At 63.3% G+C, this 26,500-nt stretch carries 23 protein-coding genes and 1 pseudogene; 7 read left to right on the forward strand and 17 right to left on the reverse strand.

Annotated features, from left to right (window positions below):
• Positions 1-96 precede the first annotated feature (96 nt).
• Together HX817_RS04315 and HX817_RS04320 are read right to left on the reverse strand one after the other, a co-directional pair.
• Complete coding sequence (locus tag HX817_RS04315; protein WP_177028413.1) at positions 97-1,050, reverse strand: aliphatic sulfonate ABC transporter substrate-binding protein; 954 nt, start codon at positions 1,048-1,050, stop codon at positions 97-99.
• A 426-nt stretch (positions 1,051-1,476) separates the two neighbouring features.
• Complete coding sequence (locus tag HX817_RS04320; protein ID WP_177039847.1) at positions 1,477-1,917, reverse strand: GFA family protein; 441 nt, start codon at positions 1,915-1,917, stop codon at positions 1,477-1,479.
• A gap of 117 nt (positions 1,918-2,034) precedes the next feature.
• Between HX817_RS04320 and HX817_RS04325 the strand changes: the two genes are divergently transcribed.
• A complete protein-coding gene (locus HX817_RS04325; protein ID WP_177039848.1) occupies positions 2,035-2,928 on the forward strand; it encodes a LysR family transcriptional regulator in 894 nt (297 codons plus the stop codon).
• Between the two features lie 30 nt (positions 2,929-2,958).
• Positions 2,959-3,138, forward strand: a pseudogene (locus tag HX817_RS04330) (cupin domain-containing protein); the annotation flags it as partial.
• Positions 3,139-3,144: 6 nt separating this feature from the next.
• Here HX817_RS04330 and HX817_RS04335 read toward each other — a convergent pair.
• Positions 3,145-4,008 carry a LysR family transcriptional regulator gene (locus tag HX817_RS04335; RefSeq protein WP_177008642.1) on the reverse strand — a complete coding sequence of 288 codons (864 nt, stop codon included), beginning with the start codon at positions 4,006-4,008 and terminating at the stop codon, positions 3,145-3,147.
• Between the two features lie 102 nt (positions 4,009-4,110).
• Here HX817_RS04335 and HX817_RS04340 point away from each other — a divergent pair, with 102 nt between their 5' ends.
• Positions 4,111-5,109, forward strand: coding sequence for a quinone oxidoreductase (locus HX817_RS04340; RefSeq protein ID WP_177039849.1), 999 nt, complete (start codon positions 4,111-4,113; stop codon positions 5,107-5,109).
• A gap of 136 nt (positions 5,110-5,245) precedes the next feature.
• Here the strand turns inward: HX817_RS04340 and HX817_RS04345 are convergent, their stop codons facing one another.
• From HX817_RS04345 to HX817_RS04355, 3 genes are all read right to left on the reverse strand, one after another.
• Complete coding sequence (locus HX817_RS04345) at positions 5,246-5,593, reverse strand: hypothetical protein (protein ID WP_087694860.1); 348 nt, start codon at positions 5,591-5,593, stop codon at positions 5,246-5,248.
• 137 nt (positions 5,594-5,730) lie between these two features.
• Entirely contained in the window at positions 5,731-6,453 is a 723-nt protein-coding gene (locus HX817_RS04350; protein ID WP_177039850.1) for a pirin family protein, read from the reverse strand.
• A gap of 83 nt (positions 6,454-6,536) precedes the next feature.
• Positions 6,537-6,968 carry a helix-turn-helix domain-containing protein gene (locus tag HX817_RS04355; protein ID WP_177039851.1) on the reverse strand — a complete coding sequence of 144 codons (432 nt, stop codon included), beginning with the start codon at positions 6,966-6,968 and terminating at the stop codon, positions 6,537-6,539.
• Between the two features lie 170 nt (positions 6,969-7,138).
• Between HX817_RS04355 and HX817_RS04360 the strand changes: the two genes are divergently transcribed.
• From HX817_RS04360 to HX817_RS04375, 4 genes are all read left to right on the forward strand, one after another.
• Positions 7,139-7,729: an antibiotic biosynthesis monooxygenase gene (locus HX817_RS04360; protein WP_177028409.1), complete on the forward strand. Its 591-nt coding sequence runs from the start codon at positions 7,139-7,141 to the stop codon at positions 7,727-7,729.
• A complete protein-coding gene (locus HX817_RS04365; protein WP_177039852.1) occupies positions 7,726-9,564 on the forward strand; it encodes an amidohydrolase in 1,839 nt (612 codons plus the stop codon). Before HX817_RS04360 ends, HX817_RS04365 begins: the two co-directional genes overlap by 4 nt.
• 18 nt (positions 9,565-9,582) lie before the next feature.
• On the forward strand, positions 9,583-10,206 hold the full coding sequence (ycaC, locus tag HX817_RS04370) for an isochorismate family cysteine hydrolase YcaC (RefSeq protein WP_161635723.1): 624 nt from the start codon (positions 9,583-9,585) through the stop codon (positions 10,204-10,206).
• A gap of 182 nt (positions 10,207-10,388) precedes the next feature.
• Positions 10,389-11,276 carry a LysR family transcriptional regulator gene (locus HX817_RS04375; RefSeq protein ID WP_003212824.1) on the forward strand — a complete coding sequence of 296 codons (888 nt, stop codon included), beginning with the start codon at positions 10,389-10,391 and terminating at the stop codon, positions 11,274-11,276.
• 1 nt (position 11,277) lies between these two features.
• On the opposite strand, the gene HX817_RS04380 is transcribed toward HX817_RS04375, so the two are convergent.
• The 11 genes from HX817_RS04380 to HX817_RS04430 form a co-directional block, all read right to left on the reverse strand.
• Entirely contained in the window at positions 11,278-14,001 is a 2,724-nt protein-coding gene (locus HX817_RS04380) for a TonB-dependent siderophore receptor (RefSeq protein ID WP_256348650.1), read from the reverse strand.
• Positions 14,002-14,037: 36 nt separating this feature from the next.
• Positions 14,038-14,529 carry a RidA family protein gene (locus HX817_RS04385; RefSeq protein ID WP_003211308.1) on the reverse strand — a complete coding sequence of 164 codons (492 nt, stop codon included), beginning with the start codon at positions 14,527-14,529 and terminating at the stop codon, positions 14,038-14,040.
• A gap of 25 nt (positions 14,530-14,554) precedes the next feature.
• Positions 14,555-16,129 (reverse strand): FAD-dependent oxidoreductase, encoded by a 1,575-nt coding sequence (locus tag HX817_RS04390; RefSeq protein ID WP_177039853.1) that lies wholly within the window; start codon positions 16,127-16,129, stop codon positions 14,555-14,557.
• 26 nt (positions 16,130-16,155) lie between these two features.
• The gene (locus tag HX817_RS04395; RefSeq protein WP_177039854.1) at positions 16,156-18,276 is read right to left on the reverse strand and encodes a TonB-dependent receptor; all 2,121 of its coding nucleotides are present in this window, start codon (positions 18,274-18,276) and stop codon (positions 16,156-16,158) included.
• A gap of 310 nt (positions 18,277-18,586) precedes the next feature.
• Entirely contained in the window at positions 18,587-19,546 is a 960-nt protein-coding gene (locus tag HX817_RS04400) for a D-isomer specific 2-hydroxyacid dehydrogenase family protein (RefSeq protein WP_087694855.1), read from the reverse strand.
• Positions 19,543-20,721: an acyl-CoA dehydrogenase family protein gene (locus HX817_RS04405; RefSeq protein WP_177039855.1), complete on the reverse strand. Its 1,179-nt coding sequence runs from the start codon at positions 20,719-20,721 to the stop codon at positions 19,543-19,545. The genes HX817_RS04400 and HX817_RS04405 overlap by 4 nt, the downstream gene beginning before the upstream one ends.
• A 139-nt stretch (positions 20,722-20,860) precedes the next feature.
• A complete protein-coding gene (locus tag HX817_RS04410) occupies positions 20,861-21,865 on the reverse strand; it encodes an ABC transporter substrate-binding protein (RefSeq protein ID WP_003211303.1) in 1,005 nt (334 codons plus the stop codon).
• 13 nt (positions 21,866-21,878) lie between these two features.
• Positions 21,879-23,222, reverse strand: a complete 1,344-nt coding sequence (locus tag HX817_RS04415) for an LLM class flavin-dependent oxidoreductase (protein ID WP_008434605.1) — start codon at positions 23,220-23,222, stop codon at positions 21,879-21,881.
• 13 nt (positions 23,223-23,235) lie between these two features.
• The gene (locus HX817_RS04420; protein WP_177039856.1) at positions 23,236-24,192 is read right to left on the reverse strand and encodes an ABC transporter substrate-binding protein; all 957 of its coding nucleotides are present in this window, start codon (positions 24,190-24,192) and stop codon (positions 23,236-23,238) included.
• Positions 24,193-24,294: 102 nt separating this feature from the next.
• Positions 24,295-25,875, reverse strand: a complete 1,581-nt coding sequence (locus tag HX817_RS04425) for a rhodanese-related sulfurtransferase (protein ID WP_177039857.1) — start codon at positions 25,873-25,875, stop codon at positions 24,295-24,297.
• Positions 25,872-26,495 carry a cysteine dioxygenase gene (locus HX817_RS04430; RefSeq protein ID WP_087694851.1) on the reverse strand — a complete coding sequence of 208 codons (624 nt, stop codon included), beginning with the start codon at positions 26,493-26,495 and terminating at the stop codon, positions 25,872-25,874. The genes HX817_RS04425 and HX817_RS04430 overlap by 4 nt, the downstream gene beginning before the upstream one ends.
• Positions 26,496-26,500: the final 5 nt, after the last annotated feature.

Below are 26,500 nucleotides of genomic sequence, written 5' to 3' on the forward strand. Positions count from 1 at the left end.
CGAGCCTTGGCGAGGCTGCGATGGCATCACCGCGGTATGACTGGAGTACCGAGTTGTCTGCATCGCGGACAAGCCCGGCTCCCACAGTTGACTGCCTCAGGGTTTCCACACCTGCACATCCTGCGCATCCACCGCCTTGGGCAACAACCCCGCCTTGAAGAACGCATCCGCAATTTTCTGCTGTTCCCCCAACTGATCCAGCGTCACCGGTTGCACCTCATAGCTGCGATGAGCATTGGCGGCCTCGACAGTCTCCACATCCAGGTTGCCCCACAATGGCCCCAGCACTTTCGCGGCATCACGCGGGTGGCTCTTCACCCACTCGCCAGCCTGGTGCAACTGCTCGTACACCAGCTTCAGCACTTCGGGATGCGCCTGGGCGTAGGGCGTACCCGTCAGGTAATAGCGCTTGTAACTGGCCAGCCCGGTACCGTCCGCAAGGGTGCGGGTGGGTAGTTGGCGCTGCACGCTGGTGAGGAACGGTTCCCACGTGACCCATGCATCAACCTTGTTGTTTTCAAACGCAGCGCGGCCATCGGCGGGCGTCAGGTACGCCGGCTCGATATCGGAGAAGGCCAGCCCCGCCTTGTCCAAGGCAGCGATCAATAAATAGTGAGTGCCGGCGGCCTTGGTCACGGCGATTTTCTTGCCTTTCAAATCCGCCAGTTGCTGGATCGGCGAGTCCTTGCGCACCACGATCGCCTGGGCTTGGGGCGAGGGCGCTTCCTGGGCGAAGTAGGTGAGCTTGGCCTGGGCGGCCTGGGCGAAGATCGGCACGGTGTCGGCCACGTCGGCGCTGATATCCACGTTACCGACGTTGAGTGCTTCCAGCAGCGGCAGGCCACTGGGGAACTCGTGCCAGGTGACGTCGATGCCGTCGGCCTTGAGGGCTTTTTCCAGGGTGCCCTGGGTTTTCAGCAAGGTGATCAGGGTCGAGGATTTCTGGTAACCGATGCGTACGGTTTCCTGGGCTTGTGTGCTCAGGGTGGTGCAGAGGCCCAGTGTGGCAAGGCCTGCGATGAAAAGGCGATGGAGCGAAAACTGGGGCATGGCGTGCTCGACTCTTAATGGATTAAGGTGAGCTTATTGTTCTAAAAAACATTCGATAAATAATTTTTCGATCTTAGCTTAGGGCTTTATCGGGTGCGCCGTTCGCGGCCTTTCAGCGTCAGGGAACAAGGAGGCGATATGCAGTTATAGGTTGGTTGCTCATGGGGTGGTGGCCAAGGCGATTCGCGCCCTGGTTCGCGATGACTTTTCAGACTTCTTCGACTGGCAGTTGCGCAATGGCGAAGTGCTGAGCCTCAACATCGACGCAGAGCCCAATGTGGCGAGGGAGCTTGCTCCCGTTGGGGGGCGAAGCGCCCCCTGGTAGGCCGCTGCGGTCTTTCAGGATGGGCCGGTCAATGCTTTTGGGGTTGCTGCGCAACCCAGCGGGAGCAAGCTCCCTCGCCACAGTGTGGGTGTGAGTCATGTCTACAGGGGAACGCTCAACGCCTGCGCAAACGCCTGGGGCGTAGGGCTTTCCGGCCAGGTCGGAACACCCTCCGCCAGCGTTACCCACGGCTGCTTGTGCCGCAGCCAGATATGCGCCACCGGCTGCACGGACGGGCTCTCATCCAGTGTCCCGACCCGCAGCACAACCAACCCCGGCGCGGCCGTCGTGGTGTTGCAGATCCGCGTATGGCACACCCCGCACAACCGATGTTCCGAGCGCTGCCCATCGACGTCATAGGCATATTCCGTCAGCGAACCTTCAACCCGCAGCGCATCCGCCGGCAACAGCGCATGCAGGGCAAACGCGCTGCCGCTCCAGGTCTGGCAGTGGCGGCAATGGCAGGCATACACCGCCAGCGGCGCGTCGGTATCGAGGGTGTAGGTCACGCGGGCGCAGCGACATTGGCCGGTGAGTGTCATCAAAAACGATCCTGTGCAAAGTGAGGGCGAAAGCCCCATCGGTTATGCTCGCCAGCATGCCGCAGCCTCCGAACAAAGAACATCCGCCAAAACTGCCCAGCGGCTCACAGGAAATGTATGAACGCCCCGCAACTCCAATGGGAAACCCAGCGCGCCTTCCTCGCCGTGTTGCGCACCGGCAGCCTGTCGGGCGCGGCCCGTTTGCTGGGGATCGCCCAGGCCACCGCGCGGCGAAGGATCGAGGCCCTGGAGCAGAGCGTCGGGGTCAGCCTGTTTATCCGCTCACCCGCCGGGCTGTTGCCCACCGACACGGCCAAGGACCTGATCAGCCACGTTGAAGCGATGGCCGTTGCCGCCAACGCCTTCAGCCGCGCAGCCTCGGCCGACACGGCCCTCGCCGGCGGCACGGTGCGGCTCACCAGCGGCAAGCTGCTGGGCGTTGAAGTGCTGCCGCCCATGTTGCGCAGCCTGCGCCGTGATCATCCGCAATTGGCCATCGAACTGAGCGTATCCAATCGGCTGCAGGCACTTGCCCGGCAAGAGGCCGACGTCGCCGTACGCATCCGTCGCCCGGTCGAATCCACGGTGGTCGCGCGCAAGGTCGGCGACCTTCACGTAGGGTTGTACGCCGCACCCGAACTGTTGGCAGAGCAGGGCACGCCGGACACCGTTGCGCAATTGCACGGCTACCCGCTGATCGGGCCGGACCGCAACTTGCTGGAGATCGAATTCCTGGGTGAGCGCGGTTTCGACTGTTCGGCGCCCAGTACGGTGATTCGCACCGACGATCACCTCGCGCAGTTGGCCGCTCTGCGTGCGGGGCTTGGGATCGGCGTGTGTTCAGCCCAGGTGGCACAACGTCACGGGCTGGTGCGGGTGTTGCCCGCGCAGGTGGATTTCAAGGTTGACGTGTGGATCGCCATGCATCAGGACATGCGCAAGGTCCCGCGCATCGCCGTGGTGTTCGATGGCTTGGGCGCGGCCCTGACGGACTTCCTTCAGCCGCGATAACGCAGCGCGTCAACCAACAATGCAAATGCGGGCCAGCCCGTGCGGGCCATTCGCCCCGGCGACACGGTATGGATTGCACCCGGGGTCAAGCATTGGCATGGCGCCACGGCGAACACCGCCATGACCCATATCGCGATCAACGAAATGCTCGACGGCAAGGTGGTGGACTGGATGGAGCAGGTCAGCGACGAACAGTACGCCGCGCAGTAATCGGTCTCACCGTCGCAACTGCGGCTCGCCTTCAATGCAGCTCACCAGAAACTCCATCACCACCTTCACCGACGGCGAGCGGCGCATATCCGGATACACCGTCAGCCAGATATCGCGAACCGGGCCTTCGGTGTTCGTTGCCAACCGCACCAATGCCGCGTCGTGATCGCCCACCAGCGTGGGCAACACCACTGCACCCACCTGGGCCCGGGCGGCCATTTGCTGGGTGATCAGGTCGCTGGCGGCGAAGGCAATCGTGCGGTTGCCGCGCACCTGGTGCATCCACGCCTGTTGGGGCAGATGGTCGCGGGTGGCGTCATAGGCAATGAACGTCCACTGTTCAGCGGGTAACTGCTTGAGCTCGGGCGTGGCATAGAGCCCGAAACGCACGGCGCCGACCTTGCGACGCACCAGCGCTTCCTCATCGGGACGCACCGTGCGCAGGGCAATGTCGGCTTCGCCTTTGTCGAGGGCGGCCAGCGTCGTCGAGGACATCAACACGATATTCAGCTTGGGATACTGCGCCCTGAAGCGTGCGACATGGGGCGCGATGCAGTGGATGGCAATCGACGGCGGGCAACTGACCCGCACGGTGCCGGCCACTTCGATCGAGGCCACGCGGGACAGGCGCATCACTTCGGTGGCCATCTCGCCCATGCCGGCCGCCAGCTTCGCCAGTGCCAGGCCTTCCTCGGTGAGCGGCCGGCTGCGGGGCAGGCGATCCACCAGTTTGACGCCGAGGGCTTTTTCCAGGGCATCGACGCGCCGGCCAACAGTGGCGTGTTCCACCTGCAGTTCGCGGGCGGCAGCCGACAGTGATTGGGTGCGCGCCAGCACGGTGAAGAAATACAGATCCTGCCAGTCGAACATCGGGCTATTTTCGCACGGAGGGGGGGAGGTATTGGGGAATTCTCGTACAGAGTAGCGCCTTTTACCATGGCGCATTCCCACTGCAAACGGAGTTGTCTCGCGATGAAAGCCCTCACCCTTGAAACCTACGGCGGCCCGGAAGTTGTTCAACTGCGCCACGATGTCCCTACACCTCAGGTGACACCCGGCCATGTGCTGGTCAAGGTGGCCTGCGCCGGGATCAATTTCATGGATGTGCACACCCGCCAGGGCAAATACGCCAGCTCGGTGACCTACCCGGTACGGCTGCCGTGCACCCTGGGCATGGAAGGCGCGGGTGTGGTGGTGGCGGTGGGCGAGGGCGTGAGCCATTTGGCGCCGGGTGATCGGGTGGCCTGGTGCATTGCCTGGGGCGCGTTCGCTGAATACGCCAGCGTACCCGCCGCGCGGGTGGCGCAAATTCCCAATGCGATCAGCTTCGATCAGGCGGCTGCGGCGATGTTCCAGGGCTGCACGGCTCACTACCTGATTGAAGACGTCGCGCGGTTGCAGGCGGGCAACAGCTGCCTGATCCATGCCGCGTCCGGCAGCATCGGCCAGTTGTTGGTGCAAATGGCCCATCGGCTCGGTGCCACGGTGTTCACCACCGGCAGCAGCGTCGAAAAGTGCGCGATTGCCCTTGAGCGTGGCGCGGATCAGGCCTGGCAATACGACGGGTTTGCCGAGCGGGTGTTGGAGGCCACGCAAGGGCAGGGCGTGGATGTGGTGTTCGATTCGGTGGGCAAGGCCACCTTGCGCGAGAGCTTCAGGGCTTGCCGTACGCGCGGGTTGATCGTCAATTACGGCAACGTCTCCGGTTCGATCACTGATCTGGACCCGATGGAGCTGGGGGAAGCTGGCTCGTTGTTCCTGACCCGGCCACGGCTCAACGACCACATGGCCGACGGGCCGACGGTGCAGAGGCGTGCCAATGCAGTGTTTGCGGCGATGCTTGAGGGTTCGCTGACGGTGGATATCGAAGGGCATTACACGCTGGAAGAGGTGCAGCAGGTGCACGCGAGGATTGAGGCACGGCAGCAGATTGGCAAGGCGGTGGTGTGGCTGGATCGTGAACTTCACTAATGGCCAGAGAGCTTGTGTGGCGAGGGAGCAAGCTCCCTCGCCACAGGGGTCGTGGCGCTTGTGAGGATCAGTTAACAGCAGGCGAAAAAAAGCCGGCTGATCAGGCCGGCTGGGGGTGAACCGCGAACGACAGGGGTTACGCGCGGTTTTCCATCAGGCGGTCAGCGCCACCTTCAGCTACACGGTTTTCTTGAAGACGGTCAGCACCACCTTCGGCTACGCGGTTTTCTTGAAGACGGTCAGCGCCACCTTCAGCTACACGGTTTTCTTGAAGGCGATCAGCACCACCTTCAGCAACACGACGTTCCAGCAGGCGATCAGACCCGCCTTCAGCAACGCGGCGTTCCAGCATACGGTCAGACCCACCCTCAGCCACGCGGCTGTCCATCAGGCGATCCGCGCCGCCTTCAGCGAGGGCAGGTTGGGTAAAGGCGCTTACAGCAAGTACCGAGAAAGCGAGGCTAAGCAAGAGTTGGCGTTTCATGAGGGTGTGCTCCGGGAAAGTCGTTGGTTGGTATGGATGCGATGTTACGCGGCAGATTTTTTAAGAGAACTTCATTGGGCTGATGGTGACTATCGACGCCAGCGATGGCCCGTTTTCCCGGGCCATCGCGTCGCTCATCACGGCATTTCTGGCAGTTCCCGAGGGCGCAGGTCGAACACCAGCACCTCGGCGTCCTCCCCACGGCTCAGGTGAATCTCCCGCTCATCGCGCACTCGGGCGCCGTCGCCTTCGTGCAAGCGCTGGTCATTGACTTCAACGCTGCCCCGCGCCACATGGATGTAGGCGTAGCGTTCCGGGGCCAGCGGCAGGCTGGCGGTTTCAAAGCCGTTGAACAGCCCGGCATACACCCGCGCGTCCTGGCGCACGCCGAGGGAGCCGTCGGTGCCTTCCGGCGAGATGATCAACTGCAACCGGCCGCGTTTCTGCGCCTCGGTGAAGTGCTCCTGCTGATAGCGCGGTTCGGCGCCCGCCACCTCCGGCACGATCCAGATTTGCAGGAAGTGCACGCCCTGGGTGTGGCTGTGGTTGAACTCGCTGTGGGCCACGCCGCTGCCGGCGCTCATCAGTTGCACGTCGCCGGGGCGAATCACCGAACCGGTGCCCAGGGTGTCCTTGTGTTCCAGGGCGCCTTCGAGCACATAGGAGAAAATCTCCATGTCGCGGTGCGGGTGTTGGCCGAAGCCCTTGCCGGCGGCAACCCGGTCATCGTTGATCACCAGCAGGTCGGAAAAACCCTGTTCTTTGGGATTCCAGTAGTTGGCGAACGAGAAGGTGTGGAACGACTTCAACCAACCGTGATTGGCGGCGCCGCGTTCCGAGGCTTTGCGAAGGGTCAGCATGGGGTGTTCTCCTCAAGGGAAGCCTGGCTGCGAGATGCAGGGCTTCGGTGTGAGGAGAAGATTACTGGTTAACGATAGGTTGATTAAGAAGCTGAAATCGGAATGACTGTCTCTTTTAGATTGACGATCGCCAGCTGTGCCGTCCGCAGATGATGGCGGTAGCGCAGCTGAAGTTTGCGCCAGGCCATCGGGTTCACGCCTTCGCTGCGGCTGAACAGGTGACAGAAGTGCGCCTGGTCGCAGAACCCGCATTCCTGGCTGATCTGCGTCAGGCTCAGGGCGGAGCCGGTGATCAGCACCTTGGCCTGCTTGATGCGTTGCTGGCGAATCCATTCCTGGGGCGATACACCGGTGGTGCGCTTGAAGGCCCTGGAGAAATGGCTGCGGGACAGCTCACAGGCGCGAGCCAGTTCCGTCACCTGCAGGGGGCCAGCAAGATTGGCGAGGATCAATTGCTTGACCCTCTGTTCCCGCTCTGAACACAGGGTTCCGGTTGCAGCTGCTGGTTGAGCCATGATCGCTATCCGTGGTCGATGGGCGCTTGTTTTCACACACCTTACCGGTGAATGAATCCCCAGTGTAGACCGCTGCAAGCATCTGTTGAACTGAGCACATGCATGCAATTTTTCTGGATCGGGCCGTCGCACACTAGCGCGAACGTTCAAGCATCCAGGGGAAGGGCACGATGGACTCAACAGCACAAGGCGGGCCGGACGAGGTCGTGACCCTGGTGGTCAAGCACCGCATAAAACCCGGGCTTGAAGCCGACTACGAAGCCTGGCTGCGACGCATCGTGCGTATTGCCGGTGAGCGTCCCGGGCACCTCGGCGTCGATGTGGTGCGCAGTAAACAGGGCGGGTTGGCGCTATTCACCTGCGTGCTGCGTTACCGCTCCACCGAAGACCTGGAGCGCTGGCTCGATTCGCCGCAGCGCCTGGAGCTGATCAACCAAGCCGCACCGATGCTGGCCGACGGCGACCAGACCGAAGTCGGCGCGGTCAACGAGTTCTGGTTCTCGCCCCTGGCCGATACTGCCGCCAAGCCGCCGCGCTGGAAGCAGGCGGTGGTCACGCTGCTGGTGATCCTGCCGCTGACCTTGCTGGTGCCGATCATCTGGGGCCCGGTACTGCGGCTGCACCCGTTCCTGTCCAACTACATCGTCGCCACCTTCCTGGTCACCCTGACCATCGTTGTACTGGTGGTTTACCTGCTGATGCCGGCGGCCACCCGTCTGTTCGCGCCCTGGCTTGAAGCCTCTGTAAAGGAAACCCTATGAACGCCGACCTGATTCTGTTCAATGGCCAGTTCCACACCGTGGACCGTGAAAATCCCCGCGCCACGGCAGTTGCGATCCACCAGGGACGCTTCGTCGCGGTGGGCACCGACGACGAAGCCATGGCCCTTCGCGGCAGTGGTACCCAGGTCATCGACCTCAAGGGTCGCACCGTCATCCCTGGCCTCAACGACTCGCACCTGCACCTGATCCGTGGCGGCCTGAACTACAACCTCGAACTGCGCTGGGAAGGCGTGCCGTCCCTGGCCGATGCCCTGCGCATGCTCAAGGATCAGGCTGACCGCACGCCCACGCCGCAGTGGGTGAGGGTGGTGGGCGGCTGGAACGAATTCCAGTTCGCTGAAAAGCGCATGCCCACCCTCGACGAACTCAACCAGGCCGCCCCCGACACGCCGGTGTTCGTGCTGCACCTGTATGACCGCGCCTTGCTCAACCGTGCCGCCCTGCGGGTGGCCGGCTACACCAAGGACACGCCGAACCCGCCCGGCGGCGAGATCGTGCGCGACCATAACGGCAACCCCACCGGCATGCTGGTGGCGCGGCCCAACGCGATGATTCTCTACGCGACCCTGGCCAAGGGCCCGAAACTGCCCCTGGAATACCAGGTGAATTCCACCCGCCAGTTCATGCGCGAACTCAACCGCCTGGGGCTGACCAGCGCCATCGACGCCGGCGGTGGTTTCCAGAACTACCCCGACGATTATGCCGTGATCGAGCAGTTGGCCAAGGACCAGCAACTGACCGTGCGCATCGCGTACAACCTGTTCACCCAGAAGCCCAAGGAAGAACTCAGCGACTTCAAGAACTGGACCGGCAGCGTGACCCTGCATCAGGGCGACGACTACCTGCGCCACAACGGCGCGGGCGAAATGCTGGTGTTCTCGGCGGCCGACTTCGAAGACTTCCTCGAACCACGCCCGGACCTGCCGCTGACCATGGAGCAGGAACTGGAACCGGTGGTGCGCCACCTCGTAGAACAGCGCTGGCCGTTCCGCCTGCACGCCACTTACAACGAGTCGATCTCGCGGATGCTCGACGTGTTCGAGAAGGTCAACCGCGACATCCCGTTCAACGGCTTGCCATGGTTCTTCGACCACGCCGAAACCATCACCCCGCAGAACATCGAGCGCGTGCGGGCGCTGGGCGGCGGCATCGCGATCCAGGACCGCATGGCGTTCCAGGGTGAGTACTTTGTGGAGCGCTACGGCGCCAAGGCCGCCGAGGCCACGCCGCCGATCAAACGCATGCTCGCCGAAGGCGTGCCGGTGGGCGCTGGCACCGACGCCACCCGGGTGTCGAGCTACAACCCCTGGACCTCGCTGTACTGGATGGTCAGCGGCCGCACCGTCGGCGGGCTGGAACTGCACGCCGAGGGGCTGCCCCGGCTGACGGCCCTGGAACTGTTCACCCACGGCAGCGCCTGGTTCTCCTCCGAGCAAGGCAAGAAGGGCCAGATCAAGGTCGGCCAACTGGCGGACGTGGCGGCACTGTCGGCGGACTTCTTCAGTGTCGACGAGGAAGCCATCAAGTGGATCGAATCGGTACTCACCGTGGTCGGCGGCAAGGTGGTGTACGGCGCCGGCGACTTTGAAGATTTCGCACCACCCAGCGTGCCGGTGCTGCCGGACTGGTCGCCGGTGGTCAAGGTCCCGGGCCACTGGCGCCCGGCCTCAGCGCTGCAAGCCCAGGTGCACCAATGCAGCGGCCCCTGTGGCGTGCATTCCCATAGCCATGAACGGGCGCGTCTCTCGAACGTGCCGGTCAGCGACTTCCAGGGTTTCTGGGGCGCGTTTGGCTGCTCGTGTTTTGCCTTCTGAATCTAACCTCAAAGGAGTATTCCCATGACTTACAAACGCCTGAACAAAGATGACGCCGTGGTCCTGCTGGTGGATCACCAGACCGGCCTGATTTCCCTGGTGCAGGACTTCTCGCCCAACGAGTTCAAGAACAACGTGCTGGCCCTGGCGGACCTGGCCAAGTTCTTCAAGCTGCCGACTATCCTCACCACCAGTTTCGAAAGCGGCCCCAACGGCCCGATGGTGCCGGAGCTGAAAGAACTGTTCCCGGACGCGCCGTACATCCCGCGCCCTGGCCAGATCAACGCATGGGACAACGAAGATTTCGTCAAGGCAGTGAAAGCCACCGGCCGCAAGCAACTGATCATTGCCGGGGTGGTGACCGACGTGTGCGTGACCTTCCCGACGTTGTCGGCCCTGGCTGAAGGGTTTGAAGTGTTTGTGGTCACCGATGCTTCGGGCACCTTCAATGAGACCGTGCAACAGGCTGCGTGGGCACGCATGACGGCGGCCGGTGCACAGCTGGTGAACTGGTTCTCGGTGGCCTGCGAGCTGCAGGTGGACTGGCGCAACGACATGGAAGGCTTGGCGAATCTGCTGTCGCCGCGTATTCCCAACTATCGCAATTTGATGAACAGCTACTCGGCGCTGACGGCCAAATAAACCGCTCTCTGATATGCAGGTAATCCAATGTGGGAGCGGGCTTGCTCGCGAAGGCGGTGTGCCAGTCAATACATGTACCGACTGACCCACCGCCTTCGCGAGCAAGCCCGCTCCCACATTTTGATTTGTGGTGTGGCGACTGACCGGCTATAAAACAGCCCAGCGTCCACCGAGAAGCGACAATGAACCCCTTCGAAGACATGCGCCTGTTTTGCCAGGTCATGGAATCCGGCAGTTTCACCGCTGCCGCCGAGCATCTTGGCCTGTCCAAGCAGTTTGTCAGCCGCCGCCTGATCCAGCTGGAAGAGCGCCTCGGCGTACGCCTGCTCAACCGCTCCACCCGCCGCCTGGACGTCACGCCGCTGGGCCAGAGTTACTACGAATCCGCCCTGCGCCTGCTCAGTGAAGTCGAGCAAGTGGAGCAGGGCATCGCCGGGCAAAACACCGAGCCCCGAGGCACCATTCGCCTGAGCGCGCCGTTGTCGTTTGCCATGGCGCACCTGGGTTGCCTGTTGCCGCTGTTCCTGCAACGCCACCCTCACGTCACCGTGGAAGTGGACCTCAGTGACCGCCCGGTAGACCTCATCAGCGAGGGCTACGACCTGGTGCTGCGCATCGGCACCCTTGAGGATTCGACCCTGATCGCCCGACGCATCGCCAGTGTGCAGCGCGTCTACTGCGCCAGTCCCGACTACCTGGCCCGCCACGGCACGCCGCAGAGTCCCGATGACCTGGCCGATCACGCATGCCTGCCTTACGGCCATGGTCGCCAGGTGCAATGGCACTTCAAGGTCGATGGCAAACCCCACACCCGCAACGTCAGCGGGCGCATGCGGGTCAACAACGGTGAGCTGCTGCGGGATGCCGCCGTGGCCGGGTTGGGCATCACCTATCTACCCCATTTTATCGTTGCCCAAGCCTTGCAGGACGGCCGCCTGGTGACGCTGCTGGAAGACTGCGCGCCCGAACCCCTGACCCTTTCCGCCGTTTACCCCCAGCACCGCCAGAGCTCGCGCCCGGTGCAGGCGTTGATCGAGTTCCTGCGTGAACGCCTGGCCGGCGGTTGTTGAATCAGAACGCGTACTGCACCCGGCTGTAGTAATACCCGCCGGTAAACCCGAACGGCGAATAGCTGCCCCAGTTATCGCCGAACGACGAGTTCTTCACGCCGATGTGATCCGGGTATTTGTCGAACAGGTTCTGCGCACCTACGGCCACCGTCAGCTGTTTGCTGATCGCGTAGGCCACGTCGAGGTCAGTGATCCACTTGGCCGAATACGTGCGGTCCAGGCTCGCGTCGCTGGAGCTGTTGACCTCGGTGTAGGTGCCGTAGCGAGTCAGGCGCAGGTTGACGTCGAAGTCGTGGATCGCCCAGTCGGCGGAGAAGATCATCTTGCTGCTGGGTGAAGTCTTGGTGATCAGTGCCCGTGACTGGCGACCCATCAACTGGAAGTTGCCCAGGGCGGCTAGCTGCGCCGGGGTGTCGTTGACGCTGAGGATCTGCGTGTGGTTGTAGTTCAGCGCCGCCGTCCATTTCACCGAGCCGTAGCGGTCGAGGTTCTGCCGGTAGTTGCCCACCACGTCCACCCCGGAGGTGCGGGTGTTGGCGCCGTTGGTGAAGTACTGTGCGCCCGCCGTGGCCGGTACGCCGATGCTGTCCAGCAGGGAGGCAATGCCCGGGCCCTGGAAGCGTTCGCTGAGCACCAGGCGGTCCCGCAGGTTGATCACGTAGCCGTCCACCGTGAGGCTCAAGTCATCGCTTGGGGTCACGGCGAAACCGAGGCTGAAGTTGGTCGAGCGCTCCGGCTTCAGTGACTTGGCACCCAATGCCTGAGCGCCGGCGGAATCCACCGGCAGGATCACGTAGTTATACGACTGGTACACGCCATTGATGGTGTCGAACCCGGTGGAGCGTGCGGTAAAGATCTCGTTGGCCAGGGACGGTGCGCGAAAGCCGTTGCTCACGGTGCCGCGCAGGGCGAACACCGGGTTGAACGCATACCGCGTGCTGAGCTTGCCGCTGCGGGTACCGCCGACGCCTTCGTTGTAATGTTCGTAGCGCCCGGCCACGCCGATGTACCACTGCTCGGTGGGGTAGAACCCGAGGTCGACATAGCTGGCGACGCTGTTGCGGCTGACCTTCTGCGCGTCTTCCGGACGGATGCCGTTGGTGACCTGAGCCCCCGGATCGGGACGCTGCCCGGCACGCGGATGGCCTGCCGGGAACACGTAGCTGCCATCGATATAGGAAGCCTCGGAGCCGGCGCGGGTCTCGTAGCTTTCGCGCCGGTGCTCCAGGCCGAACGCCACGTCCAGCGGCTTGGCCAGGCCGATCTCGTAGGTGTTTTTCAGGTCGAGGTTGGTGGTGAGCTGGTCGGCGATGTAGATCCCGGAGGTGAACTTGTTCGGTGTGCTTTCGCCCAGGGACGGGTTCTGGTTGTCGTAGGTGCGCTGCTTGGCGTAGTTGCGCCCGTAGGTGCTGCTCAGGTCCCAACCCCAACCGCCGCCGAGGTCATTGCCCTTGGCACCGAAGGCCGATTGGAAGTCGGTCTCGTTGACCAGCCAGTACGGGCTGTAGCCATCGGGGTATCCATTGGGCCCGGTGGTGATGGTATTGCGGCCGTTGGGCAGGCGGAAGTTCTGGCCGTCGTTGTTCTCCCGGGTGGCCAGGGTGGAAAACGAGTACAGCGTCAGGTTGTCGTTCAGCGGCAGGTCGAGGTTGTACGCCACATTGCCCAACTGGCTGCGGGGCGAGCCGTAGCCTTTGTAGGTGTGGTGGCTGGAGGTGGCTTCGCGCGGGTCGGGGGAACCGTCCGCCAGCGGGTAGTAATGGCTGCTGTAGCCGTTGCTGCCGGCCTTGTTGTCGCGCTCCTGGTAGCGGGTGTCGAGGGACACGTTGAGCACCCCGGCTTCCCCCACCTGGAAGCCATAGTTCAGCGCCTCCTGGCCGGTGCCGCGCTTGCCGTCGTAGTTCTGCCCCAGGGTGGTGTCGGAACTGCCGCCGGTGGTCTGCTTGAGGATGATATTGATCACCCCGGAAATCGCATCCGAGCCGTATTGCGCCGCCGCACCGTCGCGCAGCACCTCAACATGGTCGATGGCAGCCACCGGGATCAGGTCGAGGTCGCTGGGGGCCGCGCCGCTGTTGATGCCGTTGATGTTCAGGGTGGCGCTGGTATGGCGGCGTTTGCCGTTGACCAGCACCAGTACGTGAGAGGCGGTGAGGCCGCGCAAGGTGGCCGAACGCACCACGCCGCTGGCATCCCAGCCGGCGCGGTCGGGCAGGTTGAACGAGGGGATGAGCTTGCCCAATGCCTCCAGCAAACTCGGCTTGCCCACGGCCCGCAGCTGTTCGCCGCTGATCACATCAATCGGCGTGGGGCTGGTGGTGACGGTGCGTTGTTCGGCGCCACGGTTGCCGGTGACCACCACGGTGTCGAGGGTGGGGGAGCGGTCTTCGGCAGATTCGACGCCGAAGGACGCCAGGCCGCACGCCAGCGAGAGCGGCAGGAGTTTCAGATGATTGTACCGATGTAGCCTTTTACGATGAGCGAGCTTGCTGTGGCGAGTGGGCTTGCTGTGGCCAGGGAGCTTGCTGTGGTGAGGAAGCTTGCTGTGGTGAGGGAGCTTGCTGTGGCGAGGGAGCTTGCTCCCGCTGGGCTGCGTAGCAGCCCCAATACCGTCGCCACAGTCTTCCGGGGAAATTGCGGAGTCAGGCTTCAGGGCCGCTGCGCGCCCCAGCGGGAGCAAGCTCCCTCGCCACAAAGGTGCCGTCAGCCAGTTGAATTTTCGCATGAGAGTGGAGCTCCTTGGTCTCGAGTGATGTCCCTGTCAGCGTTTGCGCGCGGCAACCGCTTCGATTTCTACCAGCCCGCCGGGCAATGGCAACGCGACGACTTGCACCGCGGTGCGCGCCGGTTTTTTCGGCTGCTCGGCACTGCCGAAGAACGGCGTATAGCCTTCCTGCAACCCGGCAAAGTCGAGCTTGCCGCCCTTGGCTGGATCGCCCACCAGGAATATCCGCAGCTGCACCACATCTCCCAAATCCAGGCCCTGGCCTTGCAGCACACCCTTGAGCTTGTTGAGGATCGACGTGGTCTGGATGGCCGTGTCGCCATAGGCGGCAAACGAGTCTTTCGGCGCCTTGGGGTCATGCAGGTCGGCCAGCAACCCACTCACAAACAACAGCTCGGTCTGCGGCGGCACCGACACCGCCAATGAGATCGGGAAGTTCGAGTTCGGCAGCGGCACGCGCTTGATCTCATCGGCGTGGGCGGCAAGGGTGGTGGCGGTCATCAGCAGTCCTGCAAAAAGCGTCTTCATCGGTTCATTCCTTGAGAGAGAAAAGTCAGGCGGCGACGCCCGGTTGCTGGCGTTCGGCATGCCGGCCGATCAGCGAGACGATGCGCCGCGCCGAATCGGCGGCGCTGTTCTGCCAGATGCCGACGCCGCCGTGGGCGAGGGCGTCGCTGGCCAGGTACGTGCGGCCCTGGGGCTCGTTGAGCAGGCGGTAGGCGCTTTCGCCGACCTCGTCGTTGACGATCCACGGGCCCTTGCTGTAGCTGACTTTCGACCAGTTGATCGCCACCGGTTTTTGCAACTTGGCGCTGTGGCCGGGGTGCAACAGCTCCACCGCCTGGCGTGAGGAGGCGAACTGTTCGGCCAGGGATTTCTGGCTGAAGGCCTGGGCCGATTCACTGGTGTTGTAGGCCGCCACCAGAATCCCCTGGGCGCTGTTGAGGCGGTCGCTGGGGTACCACAGGCCTTTGACTTCATGGTCGAGGTACGACAGGCCGCCGTAGATGTTGAAGTCGGTTTCCCAGAAGCGCGGCGTTTGCCAGGCCACCTTGTTGGCCTGGTCGCTTTGCGCGGTCTGGATCGCCTGCTTGAAGGGTGCCGTGAAGTTGGTTGGCAGCTTGGCCAGCAGCGGCAAGGGCACGGTGACAATCGCGTAGTCGGCACTCAGCACCTGGGTCTTGCCGCTGATGCGGTCGCGGTAGGTGATCCGGCTGCCTTGCTCCGAGGTCTGGATATCGCTGACTTCGGCGTTGAAGCGCACCGCATCTTTCAGATGCTCGTAGAAGGCATACGGAATGCGGTCCATGCCGCCCACCGGCTGGAACATGGTGGAGGAAAACTCCGGGATTTCATCGAACACCAGCGCGCCCCACAGCTTCGGATTGAGCAGGGTCTGCAGCTCCAGCGGCGCGCGGGTCACGCCAGTCTGGTCGCCGGCGCCGGGCACGCGGGTGTAGCCGGAGCGCACCGAACCCTTGTATTGCAGGTCGCCGTTGAGGTCGCCGTACACCTTGAGGAAACTCAGCAGCGCCTTGCGGTCATCCACGCTCAGGTCCTGGTCCAACGCCTTGCGGCTGACTGTGCGGGCCAGCAGTTCCGAGAGCTGGCCACGGGTGTCATTGACCGCCTGGCGCAACTGGAACGCCGGCTGTTGCGTATCCGGCCGGGCCAGGGCGTTGCGGCTGCTGTTGACCAGTACTTGCAGCTCCACACCCAGCTCGCGGCAGTAGCCGAGGATCGTCTGGTGGTGGCTGGGAATACGCGCGGGGCCGGCGTTGAAAAACTGCCCGTCATCAAAGTCGACGGTCTGGCTGACGCCGTCGTCGAAATCGACCTTGGTGCCTCGGCGCAGGGTCCAGTTGCGTCCACCCACCCGGTCGCGGGCTTCCAGGATCGTCACGTTGAACCCGGCCTTGCGCAGCTCATAGGCGCTGACCAGCCCGGAGATCCCGGCGCCGACCACCACCACCTGCTTGCCTTTGCCGGTGCTGCCCAATTGCAGCGGGGTAAAGCTCGATGCCACCGCCTGAGGCGTCAGCCCCAGCGCGCCCAATGCGCTGACAGCGGCGGAATAACCGCCCACGGCGGCAATACGGGAAATCAGTTCCCTGCGGGTAAAAGCCATGATTCGCTCCTTGAGATAGCGGTTTGTCAGAGGTCGTAGCGCACGGTCAGCAACAGGGTTCGCGGGTCGTTGACCGAGTAGTAGCGGGCGCCGCTGGAGGGCACGTAGCCCACCGACTGCGGGTAGGCGCGGTCCAGCAGGTTTTTCACCGCCAGGGTGGTGGTCCAGTGGCCGTCGCCGCTGATGTAGCGGGTGTTGGCGTTCCAGAAGGTCTGTTGCGGGATTTCCTGGATGTCGTCGTTCAATGCGTTGGCGTAGGACTTGGTCTGGAACTGCGCATCGGTGCCTGCCAGCCAGGTGCCCGGCAGCCCGGCCGGGATGGTGTAGTTCAGGCCAACGCTCGCGTTCCAGCGTGGCGAGAACACCAGTTGCTTGCCGTTGGCATCCACCCCGGCACCGCTGGCGTTCTGGAAGTCGTCGTATTTGCTTTGCAGGTAGCCGACGTTGGCGGTCAGTTGCAGGTCGCGGCTCAGGGCGGTGAGGGTTTCCAGCTCCACGCCGTAGGTGTGGGCACGGCCGACGTTGGTGCGCAGGCTCACCCCCAGCGCCGGGTCATAGGCGTTGGTTTGCAGGTCTTTGTAGTCGTTGTAGAACAGCGCGACGTTGGCCCGCAGGCGCTGGTCGAAGAAGTCACCCTTGACCCCGGTTTCCCAGGTGGTCACGTCTTCCGGGGAGAACGCCTGTTCGGCGGCGGCCTGGGTGGGGGCGCGGTTGTCGTAGCCACCGGCCTTGAAGCCCTTGGCGACGTAGGCGTACTGGTTCAGGTGCGGGGTCCAGGCGTATTCGAAGCCGATCTTCGGGCTGGTGGACTGCCAGGATTTGCTCGACTCGGCGGTGAAGTTGGTGCCGGTGATTTGCCGGTCGGTGTTGATCGCGTAGTTGGTGAAGTCGAAATTCTTGTGCTCGCGGGTAAAGCGCAGGCCGGCGATCAGCGACAGTTGTTGCGTCAGCTTGTAGGTGCCCTGGCCATACAGCGCATAGCTTTCGGTGTTGGTGGTGCTGTATTGGCCCTGGCCGATCACCCGATTGCGGGCGATGGAATAGGTAAGGTTGTCGCGGTCGGCGTCGAACTTCTCGCGGTACAGGTACACCCCGGTGCTGAAGCTGAAATCGTCGTAGTCGCCGTTGAGCTGGAACTCCTGGGTCGCATAGTTCTGCTTGTACAGAATCAGGTTGTTCTGGATCAGCGCGGCTTGCCCTGAGTTGTCGTAGTCCACCGGTTGGTGGAACGCCGAGTAGGCCGTTACTGATTTGAAGTTCAGGTTGTCATTGATCGCGTAAATCGCCCGCAGTACCGAGCTGCCCTGGTCCAGGCGGTTTTTCGGGTCGAGGCTGCTGTAGCTCTTGAATTTGTCGAAATGCCCGTTGGCGTCGAAAGGCGTGTAGCTGGTGGTGTCGCCCCGGTCGAAGGTACCGGCCAGGGTCAGTTGCACATCCCACGGCGAATCCACCGGCTTGTAGCGCAGCTTGCCGCGGTAGGACTGGATGTCGACGTTGTTTACATCCTTGCCCCGGGTGGGATCGGAGACGGTGCCGTCGCGGCTCAGGCGGATCGCCGAGAAACTGCCGAACAGCGCGTTGTCCACCAGCGGGCCGCTGATCAGCAGGCGTGCGTTCTGCGCATCGTAGTTGCCGGCGCCCAGCTCTACAAAACCACGGGTTTCCTGGGTCGGATCGCGGGTGATCACGCGGATCGCGCCGGCGCTGCTGTTGCGTCCGTACAGGGTGCCCTGGGGCCCGCGCAGCACTTCGACACGCTCCACATCGTTGAAGTCGAGCATCGACGAAATCGCACGCGGGATGTACAGGTCATCGGCATACACGGCGACGGCGGCTTCCTGGATCGGGTCGGTTTCACCGATACCGCGAATGCCGTAGGTCTGCGCGCTGTAGGAGATCGACTGGCGGCTGAGTGTCAGGTTCGGCACCTGGCCCGAGAGGTCGCGCACGCTGTTGATCTGCTTGTCTTCCAGGGCCTTTTCATCAAACGCGGAAATCGCCAGCGGGGTTTTTTGCAGGTCTTCGCTGCGGTGCTCGGCGGTGACATTGACCACCGGCAGGGCGGCGTCGTCGGCGTGAACGGCGAGGCCGAACAGGGCGAGGGAGATGGCCAGTGCCAGGCGATTGGGTACGGCGGTAGGACTCATGATGGACCCCTGAGGTGGTTGACGGTTTAGGCAAAATTGGGCCTCCACCTGGTCAGGGGTCGGTACTGGATGTAACAGTATTTGTATAAATGCCGGGCGTAAAAGTCCGATTAGTTATAAGTTAATTATAAAAAATAGGTATGTATTGGTTTGAATGTGATGCGTAAGGCTGATGATATTTTTCAGCCGAACAAAAAACAAATGTGGGAGCGGGCTTGCTCGCGAATGCGGTCGCTCAGTCAACATTGATAGTGACTGAAACACCGCATTCGCGAGCAAGCCCGCTCCCACATTTTGATCTCTGTTGGGTTTAGTAACCGCGTTGGGTATCAGCGAGGTTTTCCAGCGGCCGATCACTCAGATACCTTTCCAGATTGCCCAGGAAACTGTCCGCAATATCATGCCGGCTATTGGTCGAAATCGCCGACGTATGCGGCGACACCCTGACCCTCGGATGCCCATACAACGCATGCCCGTCCGGCAATGGCTCGGGCTCGGTCACATCCAGCGAAGCCAGCCCGATATGGCCGCTGTCCAGCGCCTCCAGCAGCGCCTCATGATCCACCAATCCTCCCCGGGCAATATTGATCAGGTGCAACCCTGGCTTGGCATTCGCCAGCGCCTCACGATCGACGATATGCCGTGTGGCCTCGGTCAGTGGCGCTGCCAGCACCAGGTGATCGGAACGAGCAAACAGGTCATGGATATCCCGCGCCGCTTCCACACCCTCCACGTCAAACGGCGTGTCACTTTGGCGTAATGCCACCACCTTGATCCCCAACCCATGAGCCTTCTGCGCCAGGCTGCGGCCAATCGCGCCAAACCCGAGAATCCCCAGGGTGGTGCCCTTGAGCGGGCGCAGCGGGGTGAACTGCCACTGGGCATCCTTTACCCAGATATCCGGCAAATGCTTGGCCGCCGCGAAGATTGCCGCGAGGGCGAACTCGGCGAGGTTTTCGGCGGCGCTGCCCCGTGAGGTACTCACCGGCGGCCCGTTGAACAGCCACCTGGGATAGAAGTCGATGCCCGACGACACCACCTGGATCCACTGCACGCCGTACGGCCAACCCGGTGGCGGTGTGTCCGGCGCGGTGTAGCCGCGCACATTGATCGGCCGGGCCAGCAGGATATTGGCCTGGGCCGGCAAGTCGCTGGGCACACCGGCCGGCACACTGATCACCTCTGCACCGGGGTGCGTGAGGGCCAGGCGCTGGCGGATGACTTGATTGAAATCTTCGTCCAGCTGGCTGGCGATAATCACCTGGCTCATGGGCGTTCCTTGTGTCGTTGAGCGAAGACGGCCTTGCCGACGCCTTGCAGCACCGCGTCGTTCTGCGGGGTATGCACGCGGCTGCACAGCACGTCGCGGTAATGCCGCTGCAGTGGGCTGTGTCGGGACAGGCCGGGATTGCCGGAAGCCTCGATGGCCAACTCGACGGCGCGGATCGCGTTGCCGGTCACCAGGTATTTGATCTGTGCGGCGTGGGCCGTCGGGGTGTGCCCGTCGGCGGCGGCGTCCAGCAGGCTGCGGTTGGCAAACAGCAGGGTGTCGATATGCCCGACGGTCTCCTGAAAGCGCGGCAAGGTCGACAGCGCGGCGCCGAGGTTGGACGGCTTGCGTTGTTCCAGCCAGTCCACCAGCCAGTCGCGCGCGGCCTGGGCCACGGCGTCGTACACCGATGAGAGCAGTACCGACATCCACAGGAACCCGTCACCGTCCAGTTCCGCCTGCGGTGCGCTCCAGGGGCTGACGCTGACCGCGTGGTCCAGCGGCACCAGCACGTTGTCGAACACCACTTCATGGCTGCAGGTGGCGCGCATGCCGAGGTGGTCCCAGGTGTCGATGATGCTGATGCCGGGGCTGTCCCTGGGCACCAGCCAGGCGCCTACCAACGGGTCTTCATCGCTGCTGCGGGCCCACACGCTGAACCAGCTCAGGCCATGGCTGCCGGTGGAGTAGATCTTGTGCCCGCTGATGCGCCAGCCGGCGGCGGTACGCCGGGCGATGGTCGCGGGCAGGCCGCCACGGGCCGGGGTGCCGAGATCGGGTTCGACGCGCAGGGCATTGATCAGCGCCCCATTGCGCACAGCGTCTTCGGCGACCTGGGTGCGCAGGGCGGGCGGCCAGGTTTTGCTGTCTTGCAGGCGCGTGTGTTGCAGGTACTGCATCACCAGGATCAACGCGGTGGACGGCTCGCCCTTGGCGATCGCGCTGATGGCCTTGCGCGCCTGGCTCAGGTTGGCACCGCCACCGCCGAGGGCCTTGGGCACTGTCAGGGCGACGAGGCCGTGTTCGTGCAGCAGCTTGAAGTTGTCGTGGGGGAAGGTGCCGCTTTCATCAACGATGTGTGCAGTGGCGGCGAGCTGGGCGCTGAGGCGTTCCAGCAAGGCTTCGAAATTGGCCACTTCCACGGAGCGCAGTGACGGTTGAGAAGAAAGGCTCATGATGGGTGTACTCGTTCAAAATGTGGGAGCGGGCTTGCTCGCGAAAGCGGTGTGTCAGGTTGCACATCCGTTGGCTGATCCACCGCTTTCGCGAGCAAGCCCGCTCCCACATGGGTTATTCGGCGTTTTCGAAGGCGGGTTATATCGGCAGCAACTTGAACTGCCGGTCCCACAACGGGCTGACATCCAGCCGCTCGTTCAATACCCCGGCATTGAAGAACAGGTCCGCCACTTCCTGCTGCGAAGCGATGGCCTGGTCGTTCACCTCGATCACGCTGTAGGGCTGGCTGCGGTTGTTGTACACGTCGAGGAACACTGCCTTGTCCACACCGAGCAACTTCGCCGATTTTTCAGCCCACGGTTCAGGGTTGTTGTTCATCCATTCCAGCGTGCGCGCCTGGCGCTGCAAGTAATCCTGGATCGCCTGTTTGCGCAGCGGGTCTTCCAGGGCAGCGGGGCGGGCGCCGATCAGGTAGTTGCCGGAGAGGTAGCCGAGGGCGGTTTTCAATACCCGGGCGCCGCTGCGGAATTTCGCCAGTTGGATAAACACCCCGTAGATCACCCAGGCGTCCAGCTGGCCACTCTGGAACGCGCTGAAACCGTCCTGTGGCGTGAGTGCCACGGGGGTGATGTCGTTGAAGGTCAGCCCTTGCTCCTTCAAGGCCTTGATCAAGAAGTAGTGCGAGGTGGTGGAGCGCACATAGCCCACACGCTTGCCTTTCAACTGGGCGATGGATTCAATTTTCGACTCCTTGGGAATCAGGATCACCTGGTTATTCACGTCACCTTGCAGCACCGCAATCAGCTTCGGCTCGCGGTGGCTCTGGATCGAGAAGATCGGCGGGATCTCGCTCATGCCGCCAATGTCCAGGCTGCCGGAGGCCAGCGCTTCGACGATCAGGTTGCCGCCGGCGAACTCGGCGTAGTCGACTTTATAGGGCGTGTTGGAAGTGCCGGCGTCGTCGGTGAAGTACGAGTCCTGGCCACGGTAGGTGGCGACGGCCAGGGTCAGGTCCGAGAGCTTCGCAGGTGCAGCGAAAGCCCGGGGCACCAGCGAGGCGAGGCCCAGCGCGCCAAGGGCAATCGAACTGGCGCCCAGGAAGCCGCGACGATTGAACTGTCCGTGTTTGATCGTGTTCGTCATGGTCGTGCCCTGGTCAGATGGCGATCTGCGTTGGTTGAGTTTCGAACGGGGTGCTGTAGCGGTTCGCCGGCACGTCCAGGCCAAGGTTTTCCCGCAGGGTGGCGCCGCTGTATTCGCTGCGCAACAGCCCGCGTTGTTGCAGCACCGGCACTACCAGCTCGGTGAAGTACTGCAAGCCGTCCGGCAGCAGTGAATTGATGATGAAGCCGTCGGCCGCGCCGGCTTCGAACCAGGTCTGGATCGCGTCGGCGACCTGCTCCGGGGTGCCGACAAAATCGCGCTTGGGCCGGGAGAACCGCAGGGCCACTTCCCGCAGGGTCAGGCGTTCATCGCGGGCCAGTTGCTTGATGCGGTCGGAGCCGCCTTTCTGGCTGTTGGAGCCCAGGTCGCCGAGTTCCGGGAAGGGTTCGTCCAGCGGGTACTTGCTGAAGTCGTGGTCGTTGAACGGGCGACCCAGGGCGACGATTGCGTCCTCGACGGTCACCAGCTCCACAGCTTGCTGATAGCGGCTTTCCACCTCGGCTTCGTCGCGGCCAACAATCGGCCGGATGCCCGGCAGGATCGACAACTGATCAGCATCACGGCCAAAACTGCGGGCGCGTTTCTTCAAGTCCTGGGCGTAGGCTTTGGCTTCGTCGAAGGTCTCGGCATGGACAAAAATCGCGTCGCTGTTTTCGGCGGCAAAATTGCGCCCGTCCTCGGAAGTGCCCGCCTGGAAAATCACCGGCTGGCCCTGGCGCGAGCGGGCGATATTCAGCGGGCCCTTGACCGAGAAAAACTCGCCTTTGTGTTCCAGTGCATGCAGCTTGCCAGGGGTGAAAAATTCGCCGCTTTGCTTGTTGTACGCAAAGGCATCGTCTTCCCAGGAATCCCACAGGCCCTTGACCACATTCACGTGCTCCCTGGCGATGCGGTAGCGCACGGCGTGGGGCGGGTGCTCGGCCTTGCCGAAGTTGTCGGCGGTGCCGCTGAGCCACGAAGTCACCACGTTCCAGCCGGCGCGGCCGCCGCTGATGTGGTCCAGGGAGGCGAACTGGCGTGCCACCTGGAACGGTTCGGTGTAGCTCACGGTGACGGTCGCCACCAGGCCGATGTTCGAGGTCAGGGCGGCCAGGGCCGAAAGAATGGTCAGGGGCTCAAAACGGTTGAGGTAGTGCGGGCTGGATTTTTCATGGATATGCAGGCTGTCGGCGATGAACACGAAGTCGAACTTCGCGCCTTCGGCCAGTTGCGTCTGATGCTTGTAGAACCCGAAGTTGACGCTGGCATTGGGTTGCGCCTGCGGGTGGCGCCATTCGCCCCAGCCGTGACCGACGCCGTGCACCATGGCACCGAGTTTCAGTTGGCGTTTGCTCATGTTCTCTCTCCTTTTAGCGGGAAGCCTGGGTAAGCGGGGCACGTTTGGCGTTGAAGCTTTTGTCGAAGCCTTGGGAGACGTCGATGTGTTTGGTCAGCAGGCCTTCGCCCTGATAGATGTCGGCGGTGGTTTGCAGGCCGCTGATCACCGAGTCGTCAATCGCCACCGGTTGCATATGGGTGGCGTTGGCCACGGCTACGTGTACCTCCAGCGGCAAGCCGGTGATTTTGGCCATGGCGGCGGCGAACGCCTGCGGGTGATCGTTGCTCCAGCGGTAGGCGCGGTCGACCCGGGCCACGAAGTCGTCCAGCTGCACGCGCTTGTCGGCAATCGCCTTGCTGGTGGCGGCGAGGTACAGGTGATTGCTCAGCAGGTTGTTGCCGCTGGCAAGGACCCTTGCCTGGCTCTGGCTGGTGACCACGGTGGTGTAGGGGTCCCAGGTCGACCAGGCATCGGCGGTGCCGTTATCCAGCACCAGCCGTGACTCGCTGGGCAGCAGGAAGATGAACTGCACGTCGTGGGTGGAAAGGCCGGCGCTGCGCAGCGCCTTGATCGCCAGGAAGTGCCCGATGGAGCCGCGGGTGGTGACGATGCGCTTGCCCTTGAGGTCGGCAAGATCGTGGATCGGGGAATCTTTCGGAACAATCAGCGCGGTGGTGTTGCGGCCTTCGGCGTGGATGATGCTCACCACCTTCAGCGGTGCTCCGGCACCGAGGGCGAACACGTAGGGCGCGTCCCCCAGCGCGCCGATGTCCACGGCCCCGGCGTTGAGGGCTTCGCCCAGCGGTGCGGCGGCGGGGAACTCGGACCACTGGATTTCGTAGGGCACATCCCGGGTTTCGCCGGCGACTTCCAGCAGCGCCTTGATGGTGGATTTCTGGTTGGCCACTCGCAGGGGCTGCAGGTCGGCGGCCTGGCAAGTCGCACCCAGGGTGAGGGCGGCCAGTAAAAGGGCAAGGGTAAAGCGCATCAGGCGGGCTCCAGGCTAGGTCTTGCGTTCAGTCGCCTCCGCCTGGAGAAGGGGTCGGCTGGCAGTGGGAAGAGGAGCGAGCGGGCTCGCTCCTGGGGGTGTTCAGATCACATAAAACCCGTGGGTGCCGTCGCGGGCCAGCTGGTCCACCAGGCCGAACTCCCAGTCGAGGTAGGCCTGCATGGCTTCCTTCGGATTGTCGGTGCCTTCGTACGGGCGGCGGTAGCGGTCGATGCGCGGTGAAGCCAGGCGGGTCTCGCCTTCCTCCAGCGGCAGTTGCGCGGCGATCCAGCTGGCAGTGCCGTCCTGCAGCAGGAACACGGGCTTGCCGGTCAGCGCTTCGACTTGCGCCACCGCGAGGCGCGCCAGCTGGCTGCTGCCACAGGTCAACACGTAGCGTTCGGCAGCAGGCACCTTGCGCAAGGCTTCGGGCAACTGCCCGCGCAACGCCCACCAGGCACCGGGAATGTGGCGCTTGACGTAGTTGGCGCTGGCGGTGAAATCCAGTACTGCGGTGTCGCCATGAACCTGCCATTCGGCGAGGGTGTGCGGGCTGATGAGTTCGGCCTGTTGCGGCGCCGGGACGGGGGCAACCCAGGCCCCCGGTTCGCTGAAGTGCGCAGGTTGCAGGTCATCCAGCACATGCACTTCCCAACCCAGTTGTGCGAGCCAGGACGCAGACATATTGGCCCGCACGCCGTCGTCATCCACCAGTACCAGCCGGGCGCCGCGTACGCTGGCGACGTGATCGGTTTCCTGCACCAGTTGGCCGCCCGGTGTGGAGCGCGAGCCGGGCAGGTGGCCGGCTTCGAATTCTTCCGGGGTGCGTACGTCGAACAGGTAAGTGGTGCGCGCCGCTTCCTGCTGCCAGCGTTGCAGGTCGGCGAGGGTGGCGCGGCCTACGCGGGCCTTGTCGGCGACTTGGCGGGCGTCCCTGGCGGCGATCTGGCGGTGTTCTTCCGAGGTCGGCGCGAAGCGTCGAGCCTGGCCGTGTTGCAGCTTCTGCCCGGCCAGGGTCCAGCCGATGGTGCCGTTGCGCAGGGCAGACACCGGGTTGGCGATGCCGGCATTGATCAGCGACTGGGTGCCGATGATGCTGCGGGTACGCCCGGCGCAGTTGACGATAATGCGCGTGGCCGGGTCCGGTGCCAGCTCACGGGCGCGCAGCACCAGTTCGGCGCCGGGCACGCTGATGCCGGTGGGAATGCTCATGGTCTGGTATTCATCGAAGCGGCGGGCGTCGAGCACCACCACGTCGGCGTTGCTGTCGAGCAACGCCTGCACTTCTTCAGCCGCCAGCGACGGTGTGTGGCGCTGGCTTTCCACCAGCTCGCCAAAGGATTTGCTTGGCACGTTGACGTCGATAAACAGCTCGCCACCGGCGCTGCGCCAACCGTCCAGGCCGCCTTCCAGCAGGCTGACCTCGGTATAGCCGAGCGCCTGCAAACGCTGGGCGGCGATCTGTGCCAGGCCTTCACCGTTGTCGTACACCGTCACCTGGGTATCCCGGCGTGGGATGCGTGAATACACTTCCAGTTCCAGTTTCGACAGCGGGATATTCGCGGCGAACAGCGGGTGGGATTCGGCGAAAGGCGCTTCCTCGCGCACATCCACAAGGGCGACTTCTTCACGGTCCAGGAGGGCCTGGCGAATCTGGGCGAAGCTGCGGTTCGATAGAGTCATGGGGCAGGGCTCTCTTTGGACAGGGCGTCTTTGGACAAATCCCAGATGTTCGGGAGAAAAGCGTTGGAATAACCGGAGATAAACAGTTTCTCGCTGCCGTCCGGCTGGTACACGGCGCGGCGCACCGCACCGATGTTGGCGCCATACACATGAATGCTGATGGACACCTGGTCACTGAAGGCATTGCTGACTTGATGGATGTCACCGATCTTCGGCGACACGGCTTCCACCTGGCCGGGTTCCAGCTGGATGCGCTTGCCGTCGGCGACCAGTGCGCCCTCGGCGTTACGCGCAAAGCCCTGGGAATACTCGGAACCGCGCAGCATGCCGATCAGCCCCCACACGCGATGGTCATGGATCGGCGTGGTCTGCCCCGGCCCCCACACAAAGCTGACGATGCTGAAGCGCTGGCGCGAATCGGCGTGCAGCAGGAATTGCTGATAACGCTCGGGGTCGGGTTGGGCAAACTCGTCCGGCAGCCAGTCATCGTGGCTGACCAGTTGCGCCAGCAGCTTGCCGCCGCGGTGCAGCAGGTCGCCTTCGCGAGGGTTGCCGTCGATCAATTCCGCCAGGGCGCCAATGAATGCTCTGAGTCTCTCCGGGTGTCGGGCCTGGGTCATGACAA

This window comes from Pseudomonas sp. C6002, from assembly GCF_013385805.1.
GTDB lineage: Bacteria > Pseudomonadota > Gammaproteobacteria > Pseudomonadales > Pseudomonadaceae > Aquipseudomonas.

Bases quoted from the DNA above. Each gene is read 5' to 3' on its own strand.
- HX817_RS04315 (WP_177028413.1), bottom strand. From the start codon at position 1,050: ATGCCCCAGTTTTCGCTCCATCGCCTTTTCATCGCAGGCCTTGCCACA.
- HX817_RS04365 (WP_177039852.1), top strand. From the start codon at position 7,726: ATGAACGCCGACCTGATTCTGTTCAATGGCCAGTTCCACACCGTGGAC.
- HX817_RS04400 (WP_087694855.1), bottom strand. From the start codon at position 19,546: ATGAGCCAGGTGATTATCGCCAGCCAGCTGGACGAAGATTTCAATCAA.
- HX817_RS04430 (WP_087694851.1), bottom strand. From the start codon at position 26,495: ATGACCCAGGCCCGACACCCGGAGAGACTCAGAGCATTCATTGGCGCC.
- HX817_RS04355 (WP_177039851.1), bottom strand. From the start codon at position 6,968: ATGGCTCAACCAGCAGCTGCAACCGGAACCCTGTGTTCAGAGCGGGAA.
- HX817_RS04420 (WP_177039856.1), bottom strand. From the start codon at position 24,192: ATGCGCTTTACCCTTGCCCTTTTACTGGCCGCCCTCACCCTGGGTGCG.
- HX817_RS04415 (WP_008434605.1), bottom strand. From the start codon at position 23,222: ATGAGCAAACGCCAACTGAAACTCGGTGCCATGGTGCACGGCGTCGGT.
- HX817_RS04405 (WP_177039855.1), bottom strand. From the start codon at position 20,721: ATGAGCCTTTCTTCTCAACCGTCACTGCGCTCCGTGGAAGTGGCCAAT.
- HX817_RS04375 (WP_003212824.1), top strand. From the start codon at position 10,389: ATGAACCCCTTCGAAGACATGCGCCTGTTTTGCCAGGTCATGGAATCC.
- HX817_RS04380 (WP_256348650.1), bottom strand. From the start codon at position 14,001: ATGCGAAAATTCAACTGGCTGACGGCACCTTTGTGGCGAGGGAGCTTG.
- HX817_RS04345 (WP_087694860.1), bottom strand. From the start codon at position 5,593: ATGAAACGCCAACTCTTGCTTAGCCTCGCTTTCTCGGTACTTGCTGTA.
- HX817_RS04325 (WP_177039848.1), top strand. From the start codon at position 2,035: ATGAACGCCCCGCAACTCCAATGGGAAACCCAGCGCGCCTTCCTCGCC.
- HX817_RS04335 (WP_177008642.1), bottom strand. From the start codon at position 4,008: ATGTTCGACTGGCAGGATCTGTATTTCTTCACCGTGCTGGCGCGCACC.
- HX817_RS04385 (WP_003211308.1), bottom strand. From the start codon at position 14,529: ATGAAGACGCTTTTTGCAGGACTGCTGATGACCGCCACCACCCTTGCC.
- HX817_RS04390 (WP_177039853.1), bottom strand. From the start codon at position 16,129: ATGGCTTTTACCCGCAGGGAACTGATTTCCCGTATTGCCGCCGTGGGC.
- HX817_RS04410 (WP_003211303.1), bottom strand. From the start codon at position 21,865: ATGACGAACACGATCAAACACGGACAGTTCAATCGTCGCGGCTTCCTG.
- HX817_RS04360 (WP_177028409.1), top strand. From the start codon at position 7,139: ATGGACTCAACAGCACAAGGCGGGCCGGACGAGGTCGTGACCCTGGTG.
- HX817_RS04340 (WP_177039849.1), top strand. From the start codon at position 4,111: ATGAAAGCCCTCACCCTTGAAACCTACGGCGGCCCGGAAGTTGTTCAA.
- HX817_RS04320 (WP_177039847.1), bottom strand. From the start codon at position 1,917: ATGACACTCACCGGCCAATGTCGCTGCGCCCGCGTGACCTACACCCTC.
- HX817_RS04425 (WP_177039857.1), bottom strand. From the start codon at position 25,875: ATGACTCTATCGAACCGCAGCTTCGCCCAGATTCGCCAGGCCCTCCTG.
- HX817_RS04350 (WP_177039850.1), bottom strand. From the start codon at position 6,453: ATGCTGACCCTTCGCAAAGCCTCGGAACGCGGCGCCGCCAATCACGGT.
- HX817_RS04395 (WP_177039854.1), bottom strand. From the start codon at position 18,276: ATGAGTCCTACCGCCGTACCCAATCGCCTGGCACTGGCCATCTCCCTC.